Source organism: Pseudomonas borbori (assembly GCF_900115555.1).
In the GTDB taxonomy this organism is placed as follows: domain Bacteria; phylum Pseudomonadota; class Gammaproteobacteria; order Pseudomonadales; family Pseudomonadaceae; genus Aquipseudomonas; species Aquipseudomonas borbori.
Genome location: NZ_FOWX01000003.1, coordinates 175,915 through 187,690 on the forward strand (window position 1 = coordinate 175,915; position 11,776 = coordinate 187,690).

General features: G+C 64.0%; 13 protein-coding genes. 4 read left to right on the top strand and 9 right to left on the bottom strand.

The genetic code is table 11. The features are described from left to right. Positions 1 to 22 precede the first annotated feature (22 nt). Together BM315_RS03435 and BM315_RS03440 are read right to left on the bottom strand one after the other, a co-directional pair. Positions 23 to 622 carry an FMN-dependent NADH-azoreductase gene (locus tag BM315_RS03435; protein WP_090497830.1) on the bottom strand — a complete coding sequence of 200 codons (600 nt, stop codon included), beginning with the start codon at positions 620 to 622 and terminating at the stop codon, positions 23 to 25. A gap of 155 nt (positions 623 to 777) precedes the next feature. Continuing rightward, positions 778 to 1,092, bottom strand: a complete 315-nt coding sequence (locus BM315_RS03440) for a 3-phosphoglycerate kinase (protein WP_090497832.1) — start codon at positions 1,090 to 1,092, stop codon at positions 778 to 780. A gap of 85 nt (positions 1,093 to 1,177) precedes the next feature. On the opposite strand from BM315_RS03440, the gene BM315_RS03445 reads away from it, so the two are divergent. Genes BM315_RS03445 through BM315_RS03455 form a run of 3 tightly spaced genes read left to right on the top strand, consistent with a single transcriptional unit; the run spans position 1,178 to position 3,493 of the window. After that, the gene (locus BM315_RS03445) at positions 1,178 to 2,104 is read left to right on the top strand and encodes a LysR family transcriptional regulator (protein ID WP_090497834.1); all 927 of its coding nucleotides are present in this window, start codon (positions 1,178 to 1,180) and stop codon (positions 2,102 to 2,104) included. Between the two features lie 13 nt (positions 2,105 to 2,117). Further along, positions 2,118 to 2,945 (top strand): alpha/beta fold hydrolase, encoded by an 828-nt coding sequence (locus BM315_RS03450; protein WP_090497836.1) that lies wholly within the window; start codon positions 2,118 to 2,120, stop codon positions 2,943 to 2,945. Beyond that, a complete protein-coding gene (locus tag BM315_RS03455; RefSeq protein WP_090497837.1) occupies positions 2,939 to 3,493 on the top strand; it encodes a peptidylprolyl isomerase in 555 nt (184 codons plus the stop codon). Before BM315_RS03450 ends, BM315_RS03455 begins: the two co-directional genes overlap by 7 nt. 81 nt (positions 3,494 to 3,574) lie before the next feature. Here the strand turns inward: BM315_RS03455 and BM315_RS03460 are convergent, their stop codons facing one another. Beyond that, a complete protein-coding gene (locus BM315_RS03460; protein ID WP_090497839.1) occupies positions 3,575 to 3,796 on the bottom strand; it encodes a hypothetical protein in 222 nt (73 codons plus the stop codon). Between the two features lie 295 nt (positions 3,797 to 4,091). Here BM315_RS03460 and BM315_RS03465 point away from each other — a divergent pair, with 295 nt between their 5' ends. Further along, positions 4,092 to 5,924, top strand: coding sequence for an ABC transporter ATP-binding protein (locus tag BM315_RS03465; protein ID WP_090497840.1), 1,833 nt, complete (start codon positions 4,092 to 4,094; stop codon positions 5,922 to 5,924). Positions 5,925 to 6,025: 101 nt separating this feature from the next. Here the strand turns inward: BM315_RS03465 and BM315_RS03470 are convergent, their stop codons facing one another. The 6 genes from BM315_RS03470 to BM315_RS03495 all read right to left on the bottom strand — a co-directional run bounded on the left by BM315_RS03470 (position 6,026) and on the right by BM315_RS03495 (position 11,390). Beyond that, positions 6,026 to 6,502, bottom strand: coding sequence for an REP-associated tyrosine transposase (locus tag BM315_RS03470; RefSeq protein ID WP_090497842.1), 477 nt, complete (start codon positions 6,500 to 6,502; stop codon positions 6,026 to 6,028). Between the two features lie 88 nt (positions 6,503 to 6,590). Next, positions 6,591 to 7,715 carry a GNAT family N-acetyltransferase gene (locus BM315_RS03475; RefSeq protein WP_090497843.1) on the bottom strand — a complete coding sequence of 375 codons (1,125 nt, stop codon included), beginning with the start codon at positions 7,713 to 7,715 and terminating at the stop codon, positions 6,591 to 6,593. 90 nt (positions 7,716 to 7,805) lie between these two features. Continuing rightward, a complete protein-coding gene (locus BM315_RS03480) occupies positions 7,806 to 9,134 on the bottom strand; it encodes an OprO/OprP family phosphate-selective porin (RefSeq protein ID WP_090497845.1) in 1,329 nt (442 codons plus the stop codon). A gap of 296 nt (positions 9,135 to 9,430) precedes the next feature. After that, positions 9,431 to 9,664, bottom strand: coding sequence for an anti-sigma factor family protein (locus BM315_RS03485; protein WP_090497847.1), 234 nt, complete (start codon positions 9,662 to 9,664; stop codon positions 9,431 to 9,433). Beyond that, positions 9,658 to 10,269 carry an RNA polymerase sigma factor gene (locus BM315_RS03490; RefSeq protein WP_090497849.1) on the bottom strand — a complete coding sequence of 204 codons (612 nt, stop codon included), beginning with the start codon at positions 10,267 to 10,269 and terminating at the stop codon, positions 9,658 to 9,660. The genes BM315_RS03485 and BM315_RS03490 overlap by 7 nt, the downstream gene beginning before the upstream one ends. Then, positions 10,269 to 11,390: a beta-ketoacyl-ACP synthase III gene (locus BM315_RS03495; protein WP_090497947.1), complete on the bottom strand. Its 1,122-nt coding sequence runs from the start codon at positions 11,388 to 11,390 to the stop codon at positions 10,269 to 10,271. The genes BM315_RS03490 and BM315_RS03495 overlap by 1 nt, the downstream gene beginning before the upstream one ends. Positions 11,391 to 11,776: the final 386 nt, after the last annotated feature.

Consider the following 11,776-nt stretch of genomic DNA (forward strand, 5'->3'; position numbering starts at 1 on the left):
GGAGTTGCCTGTTACTTGAACTTTAGGCCACTTGCGCCAACTGCGCCCTGGCCTCGGCCAGACCTTTCTCCATGAACTCGCCGCCCAGGTTGAGGCCTTCGGCATGGATGAAGCTGACGTCGTGAATGCCGATGAAGGCCAGCGCCTGACGCAGGTAGGGTTCCTGATGATCCATGCTGCCACCGGCATAGATACCACCACGGGCGGTCAGGACAAAGGCACGCTTGCCGGTGAGTAGGCCCTGCGGGCCGGTTTCGCTGTACTTGAAGGTGACGCCGGCACGCAGCACATGATCCAGCCAGGCTTTCAGGGTGCTGGGAATGGTGAAGTTGTACATGGGCGCAGCAAGTACCAGCACATCGGCAGCCAGCACTTCATCGGTGAGTTTGTTGGACAGCGCCAATGCCGCTTGCTCCGCGACGCTCTGCTGATCGGCCGGAGTCATCCAGCCACCCAGCAGGTTGGCGTCCAGGTGCGGTACCTGCTCAACCGTCAGGTCGCGGACCTGGATCTGGTCGGCCGGGTGAGCGGCCTGCCACTGGGCGATGAATTGCTCGGTGAGCTGACGAGAAACCGAGCCTTGTTGGCGGGCGCTGCTTTCGATTACCAGAATATTGGGCATGTTGTTGCTCCATCGAGAGGGGTTGGCTAACGTCGATGGAGCAAAGAGTAGAGACACAACAATCGATAAAAAAGCGCAAATAATCGCTTTAATCTATCGACAAAGTTGATTTATAAGCCCCCTCACACTAGGCTCTGCCTTGAACGCCAGGCTGATTACTGCAGGCCACAGGTCAATTGCACGCGCAGCTTGATGATGCTGCGGGCGAACTTGACGGTCAGGTTGCTGTTCTGCCCAGGTGCCAGCAGTACCTTACGGGTACGTGGCGCCTCGGGGCCGTTACGGAACACCGCCTTGCACTCGGCCTCGCTCTCACCGTAGTTGTAGAGCAGCACGGCGCCCATGTTGTGATCGATTTCCTGGGTCGTGACCGACACTTCGGCACCGTTGAACTGTTTTTCCACCTCGATCGGGTAAGCGAAAGCAGCCAGCGGCAACAGGGCGATCAGGGCACAGCAAAATTTTTTCATGGGCCGGTCTCCAACAAGGGACTGCCAGTTTAGAGCGAGTTCGCCTCACCATGCACCCAACGGCTCACGTGAATAGGAGAGGATAATGAAAGCGCCCCGCGTGACCCTCGACCAGTGGCGTACCTTGCAGGCCGTAGTCGATCAGGGCGGCTTTGCCCAGGCCGCCGAGGTGCTGCATCGTTCGCAATCCTCGGTCAGCTACACCATTGCGCGCATGCAGGAACAGCTCGGCGTGCCGCTGCTGCGCATCGACGGGCGCAAGGCCGTGCTTACCGAGGCCGGCGACGTGCTGCTGCGCCGCTCGCGACAACTGGTCAAGCAGGCCAGTCAGCTGGAAGACCTGGCCTACAACATGGATCAGGGCTGGGAAGCCGAGGTGCGCCTGGTGGTCGACGCCGCCTACCCGACCGCACGACTGATCAGGGCGCTGGCCGCCTTCATCCCGCAGAGCCGTGGTTGCCGCGTGCGCCTGCGCGAGGAAGTGCTGTCGGGCGTCGAAGAAGTGCTGCTGGAAGGCACCGCCGATCTGGCCATCAGCAGCCTGACCATGGTCGGCTATCTGGGCCATGAACTCAGCGAGGTGGAATTCCTGGCGGTTGCCCACCCCGACCATCAGTTGCACAAGATGCAACGCAAGCTGACCTTCGAGGACTTGCAGAACCAATTACAGGTGGTCATCCGCGACTCGGGGCGCAGCAAACCGCGCGACGTCGGCTGGCTGGGTGCCGAGCAACGCTGGACGGTCAGCAGCCTGTCGACCGCCGCCAACTTCGTCAGCAGCGGCCTGGGTTTCGCCTGGCTGCCGCGCCACCTGATCGAGCGAGAAATGAGCGAAGGCATCCTCAAACCCCTGGCGCTGGAACAGGGCGGCAGCAACCATCCACGCTTTACCCTCTACAGCCACAAGGACAAAAGCCTGGGGCCGGCCAGCCAGATTCTCGTAGACCTGATCAAGAACTTCGACGCGGCGCCTCTCAATGCGCCCTTCGCCGCACCGCAATCCGCCAACTGACAGGAACCAACCCATGTCCTACTTCGATCACGACGGTTGCCAGTTGCACTACGAGGAGTACGGCAAGGGCGCGCCGGTGTTGCTGGTGCATGGCCTGGGCTCGAGTACCCGCGACTGGGAATACCAGATCCCCGAGCTGGCGGCGCACTACCGGGTGGTGGCCATCGACATCCGCGGTCACGGCCGCTCGGACAAGCCGCGCGAACGCTACAGCATCGCCGTTTTTGCCGAAGACGTGGCAGCACTGATCGAACACCTGGGCCTCGAGAAAGTGCACCTGGTTGGCATCTCCATGGGCGGCATGATCGGTTTCCAGCTGGGCGTCGAGCGGCCCGAACTGCTAGAGAGCCTGTGCATCGTCAACAGTGGCCCTGAAGTGAAGGCGAAAAGCCCGCGCGACTTCCTGGAAATCGTCAAACGCTGGAGCCTGTCGCGCCTGCTCAGCCTCGACGCCATCGCCAAGGGTCTGGGCCGGCTGCTGTTCCCCAAGCCCGAGCAAGCCGAGCTGCGGCGCAAGATCGAAGAACGCTGGCCGCTCAACGACAAGCGCGCCTACCTCGCCAGCCTCGACGCCATCATCGGCTGGGGGGTGCGCGAACGCCTGACGCGCATCACCTGCCCCACCCTGGTGATCAGCGCCGATCGCGACTACACCCCAATCGCGCAGAAAGAGGCCTATGTCAAGGAAATGCCCAACGCGCGCCTGCTGGTGATCGAAGACTCGCGCCACGCCACACCCCTGGATCAACCGCAACGTTTCAACAGCAGCCTGCTGGCCTTCCTCGAAGAAGTCGAACAGACTGCCCCCACTGCCCTCAACAAGGATCAACACGCATGCTGAAGACACTCGCCCTCGCCGCCTGCTCCGTACTCTTTGCCAGCAGCCTGCTGGCTGCGGAGAACCCGAAGGTACTGCTGACCACCAGCCTCGGTGACATCGAAATCGAACTGAACGCGGAAAAAGCCCCGATCAGCGTGGAAAACTTCCTTGGCTATGTGGACAGCGGCTACTACGCCGGCACCCAGTTTCACCGGGTGATACCGGGGTTCATGGTGCAAGGCGGCGGCTTCGACGCCGACATGCAGCAGAAACAGCCGCAAGCCCCGATCAAGAACGAAGCCGACAACGGCCTGCACAACGTGCGCGGCACCCTGGCCATGGCACGCACCCAGGTGCGCGACTCGGCCACCAGCCAGTTCTTCATCAACCACAAGGACAACGCCTTCCTCGACCACGGCTCGCGCGACTTCGGTTACGCGGTATTCGGCAAGGTGCTGCGCGGCATGGAGGTGGTCGACAAGATCGCCCAGGTACCCACCGGCAATCGCGGCGGCCACCAGAACGTACCGCGCGAGCCGGTGCTGATCATCGAGGCCAAGCGCCTGTGACCCATGGGCGACCCTGCCTTGTAGCCTGCGGCACCGGCTCCCCCACCCGAAGCCGGGGAACCGGCCATGCACACTCGCCGCTTACTGCTGGCTGTCATCCTCGGCCGGGGCGGGCTCGGCGGGTATAGGCTCAGATGGCATGGGCTCTGCGGGCATAGGCTCGCTGGGCATGGACTCAGCCGGCACTGGAGCCTGCTGCTCCATCGGTGGCGGTGACGGCGGCGCGCTGGGCTGGGCCGGTTCGTCGTCGCACCCCATCAACGCCAGGGCGAGAAATGCGGGTAACAGAAATGAAATGCGCATACCTGACCTCCATTGCTTGTGTGTGGTCGCCCGAACTCGGGCCAGGCGGGGCAAGCCGCCCCACTCACCTTTATGGACCCGTGTCGGCCACAAGAGTGCCGGAACGGCCGACAATCGAGGCTTGCAGGCTCTGACCCGAACCTGAAAGCCCAGGGCAGAGCCCTGCCGATGCTCGACGGCAGACGTCTGCGCCCCAGGGCAGGCCTTCACCCTGCGGCATTACCCGACAGTCGAGCACCTATGGGTTAAGGGATAGAATCAGTACTCTGACCACCACCAAGGCAGGACGCCTGACATGCTGTTTCGCCACTTCGAAGCCCTGATCGACGTATTCAAAGCCAGCCCGGACGTCGAGCCGCCCCCGGGCCTCCTGCCGTTCTATGCCCATTACCTGCGCCAGGTCTGGCCGCTGATGCTCGCCGTGCTGGTGGTCGGCTTCTTCGCCGCGCTGATCGAGGTGGCGCTGTTCAGCTTCCTCGGCCGCCTGATCGATATGGCCCAGGCCACCCCGAGCGCCGCGTTCTTCGACCAGTATCACGGCGAGTTGCTGTGGATGCTGCTGGTGGTGCTGCTGATCCGCCCCCTGGTGTTCGGCCTGCACGACCTGCTGGCCAATCAGGCGATCTCGCCGAGCCTGACCAACCTGATCCGCTGGCAAAACCACCGCTACGTGCTCCAGCAGAGCCTGAGTTTCTTCCACAACGACTTCGCCGGGCGCATCGCCCAGCGCATCATGCAGACCGGCCCGGCGCTGCGCGACTCGGCCATGCAGGTGGTCGACGCGCTCTGGCACGTGCTGGTCTACGCCGGCAGCGCGCTGTACCTGTTCGCCGCGGCCGACCTGCGTCTGATGCTGCCGCTGAGCCTGTGGCTCGCCGGCTACTGCCTGCTGCTGTGGTACTTCGTGCCGCGGATCAAGAACCGCTCGGCCAGGGCCTCGGCGGCGCGCTCCAAGCTGATGGGCCGGGTGGTCGACGGCTACAGCAACGTCACCACCCTCAAGCTGTTCGCCCACACCCGCGAGGAAGAAGGCTACGCCCGCGAGGCGATGCAGGAGCTGCTCGACAAGGTGCGCCTGCAGACCCGCACCGTCACCGCCCTGGACTTCAGCGTGACCTGCCTCAACGGCCTGCTGATCGCCACCACCGCGTCACTGGCCCTGTGGCTGTGGAGCCAGGCGTTGATCAGCAGCGGCGCCATCGCCCTGGCCGTCGGCCTGGTGATCCGCATCAACGGCATGGCCGAGTGGATCATGTGGGTGGTCAACGGCATCTTCGAGAACGTCGGCACCGTGCAGGACGGCATGCGCACCATCGTCCAGCCGCGCCAGGTGCTCGACCAACCGCACGCCGAGCCGCTGCGGGTCAGCCAGGGCACGGTGCATTTCGAGCACATCCACTTCCACTACGGCAAACCCGGCGGAGTCATCGCCGGCTTCGACCTGCGCGTGCGCCCGGGCGAGAAGATCGGCCTGGTCGGCCCGTCCGGCGCCGGCAAATCGACCCTGGTCAGCCTGCTGCTGCGCCTCTACGACCTGCAGGACGGACGCATCCTGATCGACGGCCAGGACATCGCCACTGTGACCCAGGAGAGCCTGCGCGCGCAGATCGGCGTGGTCACCCAGGATTGCTCGCTGCTGCACCGCTCGATCCGCGACAACCTGCGCTATGGCAAGCCCGACGCCAGCGATGCGGAGCTGCTGGAGGCGGTGCGCAAGGCCCGCGCCGATGCCTTTATCCCGCTGCTCGACGACGGCCAGGGCGGCCGCGGCTTCGATGCCCGGGTCGGCGAACGCGGAGTCAAGCTCTCCGGCGGCCAGCGCCAGCGCATCGCCATCGCCCGGGTGCTGCTCAAGGACGCACCTATCCTGGTGCTCGACGAAGCCACCTCGGCGCTCGATTCCGAGGTCGAAGCGGCGATCCAGGAAAGCCTGGATACCCTGATGCAGGGCAAGACGGTGATCGCCATCGCTCACCGCCTGTCGACCATCGCGCGCCTGGACCGTCTGGTGGTGATCGACCAGGGCCGCATCGTCGAAACCGGCAGCCACCGCCAGCTGATCGAACGCGGCGGCCTCTACGCCCGCCTCTGGCAGCACCAGACCGGCGGTTTTGTCGGGGTGGAGTGATCGCGGCCATGGGCCGCTCCTACGGGTGATGCGGCGATCCATGTAGGAGCGGGCCATGCCCGCGAATCGATGTTGGATGCACCAATCATCGCCGAGCCTGGTCAAAGCCAGACGGCATTCCACAACGGGTAATCCCCGATCCGCTTGACCAGTCCCGCACGCAGTGGATTGGCCACGATGTAACGGGCGACGGCTTGCAGGTCTTCCTCTGCGCGCAGGGCATGATCGTGAAAGGCTTTCGACCAGAGCGGGCCTGTTCGATTCAGGCTTCGATTGGTGTAACGGGAGCTGGCGGATTTGAGCCGGCCAATCACATCGCCGAGGCTGTCTGTCTCGCCAAGTTGAAGCAGCCAGTGCTCATGATCCGGCATCAACACCCAGGCCAGCATGCGGCTTTCTCTGAGCAAGGCGGCGTCTTCGAAACAGCGCGCGGCTGAGCAGGCCGCAGGGAAGTGGGTGAAGAGTGGTTGGCGGTTCTTGGTTGTTGTGGTGATCAGGTAAGCCGTACTGCAGATGGATGCACGGCCTTTGCGTAATGCAGCGTGTCCCGGTGTTTTGTAGCCGTAGCGCTCGTCCATAAGCGTTCTCCTTGATAGTTTCGCGGCCATGGGCCGCTCCTACGATCAGTTGCATTGCTATGGCCCATCATCCGCCCGCGAACCGCGACTATCCCTGCCGATACGGCAACAAACCGCGCGCGTCCTCGGCGTAGCCCTGCACGCCGACCCGCTCCTGTTCGAGAAAATCGGCCACCGCCGCGCGCAGGCCCGGGTGGCAGAGGTAGTGCCAGGAACGGGTGAGCACCGGCTCGAAGCCGCGGATCAGCTTGTGCTCGCCCTGGGCGCCGGCATCGAAACGCTGCAGCCCCTGGCCGATCGCATAGTCCATACCCTGGTAGAAACAGGTCTCGAAGTGCAGGCGGTCGAATTCCGCCAGACAGCCCCAGTAGCGGCCATACAGACTGTCGCCGCCGAGCAGGCTGAAGGCCATGGCCACCGGCCGACCGCCCTGGCGCGCCAGCACCACGCGGATCGCCTCGGGCATGCGTTCGGCCAGCAGGCTGAAGAAGGTCCGGGTCAGGTAAGGCGCCTGGCCGCGGATGTGATAGGTATTGGCATAGCACAGGTAGACGAAATCCCACTCGGCCTCACTGAGCTGATGGCCCTCGCGCCAGTCGAACTCGATGCCCTGCCCCGCCACCTGCTCGCGCTCCTTGCGCATCTGCTTGCGCTTGCGCGAACTGAGGGCATCGAGAAAATCCTGGAAATCCCGGTAGCCGCGGTTGTGCCAGTGGTATTGGCAGCCGAGGCGCTGCAACCAGCCGTCACGCCCCTGCAGCAGCGCATCATCGGCCGGGGCGGTGAAGTTGATATGCAGGCTCGACAGACCCTGCTGCGTCAGGCTGGCGCAGAGCTCGTCGAGCAATTGCCCGGCGGCGAGCGGATCGCCGAGCAAACGCGGGCCGCTCACCGGCGAGAAGGGAATGGCGCCGAGCAGCTTGGGATAATAGTCGATGCCCGCCCGCTGGCAGGCATCGGCCCAGCCATGATCGAACACGTACTCGCCGTAGGAATGGCTCTTTACATAGGCCGGCATGGCCGCCAGCAGCCGCCCCCGGCCGTCCTGCAATAGCCTATGCGCCGGCTGCCAGCCGCTACGGCCACCCACGCTGCCGCTGTCTTCCAGCGCCGAGAGAAAGGCGTGGCACAGAAAAGGCTGCTGATCGATGCGCAAGGCATCCCAGCTCGAGGCATCCAACTCGTTCAACGCAGGCAGGGTCGATATAGGCATGGCCGCAGTCTGGCCTGTTGTCCTGACGAAAAAAAGCCCCGCACGCGGCGGGGCTTGAAGGGAGCAACGTTGTACTCGTAGCGCAGTTACTTAGAACACGTACTGCAGGCGCATCACCACCGCATCGCCGTCATCGTCGCCGACGTTGTTGGTGATCTTGTCGGTCGAGCTCATCACGTAGTTGGCGGCGACCTTGACCGCTTCGTTGGCGTACCAGTTGACGCCCAGGGTGTGCAGTTGGGCTTCGGCGTCGCCCACTTCGCGGGTGGCGGTAGCGGCGACGATGTTGTCGTCTTCGACGGTGATGCTGTCGTAGCGGTAGAACACTTCCCAGGCGCCGATCTGCTTGTTGGCCGGCTTGATGCTGTCGAACTTGGCGCCGTCCAGCTTGTAGCCGCGCGATTCGCCGGTCAGGGTGTAGGCCAGTTGGCCGTAGTAACCGCTGGCTTCGACGTCCTCGATGGTGGCACGATCGGCCTTCAGCGTGCGGCTCAGGTACTCGCCCTGGACCGAGAACGGACCGGCAGCCCAGGCCAGTTCGGCACCCCAGGCGGCATCGTCTTCGAAGTCGCCGGCGACACCCTGGAAGCCGCCGAACGTGGCGCGGTTGCCGTTGGCGCCGGCGTCGTTACCACCGGCAGTGGACACGCCACGCACGGTCAGACGCGGACGGATACGGCCGTCGGCTGCAACATCATCCAGGTCGCGCTGGGCGTAGTTCAGGCCCAGGTGCAGGACGTTGCCCGACTCGGCCAGCGGGGCGAACACACCGCGTGCGTTGAACTGCTTGGTGCTGTCGCCGTCGACGTCGTTGTTGTCCTTGGCGGTCAGACCGGCGGAAACCCAGGCCATGCCACCGACCACGGCGCTGACCTGAGCACCCAGGCCGTTCTCGTGACCGTTGACCCAGTCGGTGATTTCGTAGGCGGCGTTACGCTCGATGGCGGTGATCCACTTGGAGCTGGTGGCCTTTTCCAGGCCGAAGTCCGGGTCGAAGCGGCCGAATTTCAGGGTCACCGGGGCGAAGCCGGTGTAGGCGATCGAGGCTTCGTCGAAGTAGCCGTCTTCGGCGCTGCCGGCGTTGTGCGCGAAGTCGTAGCTGATCGCGTATTTCCAGTCTTTGTAAGCGACACCGCTCAGCTCGATGAAGGCACGGCGGAAGTAGGCGCCATCACCGGTTTCGCCGTTTTTGGTGTGGAAGCCGTCGAAACGACCGTAGTCGGCCTGCAGGCGGCCGCCCAGTTTGAAGCTGAATTCCTTGTCGGTGGTAGCCACTTCCAGGCCGCCCTTGGTCTTGACCACGATATCGGCGCCGTCAGTGGTGACGGTGCCAGCGAAAGCCTGGGCGGAAACGGCCAGAGCCAGGGCGCTGGCAGCAAAGCCGGCCATTGCTCCACGGAAGCTGTGCTTACGGATCATCGAAGATTCCCCTAATGGACTTTAAGTGTTGAAAACACCCGAGCGATTGCGCTCGTTCGTGCTGGGGGGAATCTTGGCGATAGGTTATTTCAGCGCAGTTGCTGATATATAAATATTTGATGACAACGGAACTTTTTTACTTCGATTATCTATAAGCATGAAAAGGCTCTGGCGCGCCACTCTGCGCGGGCAAGAAGGCACGCCATGGTTCGCCTGGCATACGCGACGGACGCCGCACAGGGGGCAAGCTTGCGCTTACAGGGAGCGGGGCTTAACGGGATTTAGCACATCGGGGTTCAGGACGACTTGCGCCTGAGCTCGGCCAGTTTGGCGGCCAGGGCATCGAGCTCGGCGATCGGCTCTTGCGGCAGTTGGCGCAGCACGGCCTGGGTCAGGCGCATCTGCTTGATGAAACGCCGGCAGCGCAAACACATGGCCAGGTGCGCGCGCACGGCCAGGCGCTGGCGCAGACTCAACTGGCTATCCAGAAGGTCGCTGGAGTGCGCCACCAGTTCCTTACAACTCAGCATTGGCCGGTCTCCTCGAAATGCTCCAGGGTGGCGAACACCTTCAGCCGCGCCCTGTGCAGCAACACCCGGACATTGGAGAGCGAGACCTGCAAAAGATTACAGATCTCGTCCATTTCTAGGCCCTCGCGTTCGCGCAACTGCAGCACGCTGCCCTGTAGCTCGGACAGGCTGCCCAGGGTTTTCTCCAGGCACTCGCGCAACTCGTCTTCGGTCAGCAGGGCTTCCGGGCTGTCCTGATGCCAGGCGTGGGGCGCCAGCAGCCAGTGCCCGCCCTCGGCGAAGCGCTCGTCGCCGATACTGCCGTGCGGCCCCGGCAGGTCGTCCAGCAAGACCTCGCGGCGGTTGTGCTTGAGGCGGGTCTTGGCGGTGTTGGCGGTGATGGTCAGCAGCCAGGTCTTGAGGCTGGAACGTCCCTGGAACCCTTCCAGGTTGCGCACCACCGCCAGCCAGGCGTCCTGCACCACTTCATCGGCATGGCGGCTGCCGACAATGGCGAAGGCCACCGCGCGCATCGCCCCCTGATAGGTGGCGACCAGTTCGCGGAAGGCCTTCTCCTCGCCGGCCAGCAGGCGGGCGAGCAGCGCGCGATCGGACGGGTAATCCATCAACGCTTACGCAGAATCACGCTGCCGATCGAGTAACCGGCGCCGAAGGAGCTGAGCACGCCCAGGGCGCCACTTGGCAGGTCGTCCTGGTGCTTGTGCAGGGCGATCACCGAACCGGCCGAACTGGTGTTGGCGTAGGTGTCGAGGATCACCGGCGCCTCTCCCGGCTCGGCATCGCGGCCGAGCAGCTTGCGCGCGATCAGCAGGTTCATGTTGAGGTTGGCCTGGTGCAGCCAGAAGCGCTTGACGTCGCCGACGTTCAACTGGTTTTCCGCCAGATGGCTGGCAATCAGCTCGGCGACCATCGGGCAGACTTCCTTGAACACCTTGCGGCCTTCCTGGACGAACAGCTTGTCCGCCGTGGCTATGCCCTCCTCCGCGGCGCGGTTGAGGAAGCCGAAGTTGTTGCGGATGTTGTTGCTGAACTGGGTGATCAGCTTGCTGCTGACGATGTCGAACTGCTGCGCGGCAGTCGCCAGGTCGGCGCGCTCGACGATCACCGCGGTGCAGGCATCGCCAAAGATGAAGTGGCTGTCGCGGTCGCGGAAGTTCAGGTGGCCGGTGCAGATTTCCGGGTTGACCATCAGGATCGCCCGCGCCTGGCCGAGCTGCACGGCGTTGGTCGCGGCCTGCAGGCCGAAGGTGGCCGAGCTGCAGGCCACGTTCATGTCGTAGCCGAAGCCCTGGATGCCCAGCGCCGCTTGCACTTCGATGGCCACTGCCGGGTAGGCGCGCTGCAGGTTCGAGCAGGCGACTATCACCCCGTCGATATCCGCTGAGGTCTTGCCGGCACGGGCCAGCGCCTCCTGGGCGGCGGCGACGGCCATCTCGCAGAGGATGCCCCACTGTTCGTTGGAACGCTCGGGGATGCGCGGCACCATGCGCTGCGGATCGAGGATGCCGTCCTTGTCGATCACGAAGCGACTCTTGATCCCCGAGGCCCGCTCGATAAAGGCACTGCTCGATTCGGTCAGCGCCTCGACTTCGCCACTGGCAATGGCCGCGGCGTTGGCAGCATTGAACTGCTGCACATAAGCATTGAAGGACTCCACCAGCTCATCGTTGGAAATGCTGTTGGCTGGGGTATACAGGCCGGTACCACTGATCACGGCTTTGTGCACGGTCAATCCTCTCGTTCTCTCGCCGCGCGGGGGCGGCCAATTATCCAGGCAACCGCAGGCGGGCGGCCATCGGCATGCAATCTGGGAGCCGGCGGAGGGGCTAGCACAGCCCGTTCCAGGCCGCAGAGTGTGCCACAGCCAAAGCAGTTTCGTCCGCACCTCAAACAAGCGCTTGACTGGCGGTCGGTCGGCGCCTGACGAAATAATCCTCGCCAATCGAGGCAATCCAGCAACACCCGCGGGTTACCGCCAGCCCGCCTGTCGAAGCATAGGGCCTGGAGCGGCCCGCGCGGGCTTTTACCCTTTCGAGGGCGCCGGCTCGTAGGGTGTGTGCGGGGTCGCCTAGGCCGCGCGCACCAGGCACCCGCGGGCCAGTGGTGCGCACG

Coding starts and splice junctions, on each gene's coding strand:
- BM315_RS03465 (WP_090497840.1), top strand. CDS start 4,092: ATGCTGTTTCGCCACTTCGAAGCCCTGATCGACGTATTCAAAGCCAGC.
- BM315_RS03475 (WP_090497843.1), bottom strand. CDS start 7,715: ATGCCTATATCGACCCTGCCTGCGTTGAACGAGTTGGATGCCTCGAGC.
- BM315_RS03480 (WP_090497845.1), bottom strand. CDS start 9,134: ATGATCCGTAAGCACAGCTTCCGTGGAGCAATGGCCGGCTTTGCTGCC.
- BM315_RS03450 (WP_090497836.1), top strand. CDS start 2,118: ATGTCCTACTTCGATCACGACGGTTGCCAGTTGCACTACGAGGAGTAC.
- BM315_RS03440 (WP_090497832.1), bottom strand. CDS start 1,092: ATGAAAAAATTTTGCTGTGCCCTGATCGCCCTGTTGCCGCTGGCTGCT.
- BM315_RS03485 (WP_090497847.1), bottom strand. CDS start 9,664: ATGCTGAGTTGTAAGGAACTGGTGGCGCACTCCAGCGACCTTCTGGAT.
- BM315_RS03460 (WP_090497839.1), bottom strand. CDS start 3,796: ATGCGCATTTCATTTCTGTTACCCGCATTTCTCGCCCTGGCGTTGATG.
- BM315_RS03445 (WP_090497834.1), top strand. CDS start 1,178: ATGAAAGCGCCCCGCGTGACCCTCGACCAGTGGCGTACCTTGCAGGCC.
- BM315_RS03470 (WP_090497842.1), bottom strand. CDS start 6,502: ATGGACGAGCGCTACGGCTACAAAACACCGGGACACGCTGCATTACGC.
- BM315_RS03455 (WP_090497837.1), top strand. CDS start 2,939: ATGCTGAAGACACTCGCCCTCGCCGCCTGCTCCGTACTCTTTGCCAGC.
- BM315_RS03435 (WP_090497830.1), bottom strand. CDS start 622: ATGCCCAATATTCTGGTAATCGAAAGCAGCGCCCGCCAACAAGGCTCG.
- BM315_RS03490 (WP_090497849.1), bottom strand. CDS start 10,269: ATGGATTACCCGTCCGATCGCGCGCTGCTCGCCCGCCTGCTGGCCGGC.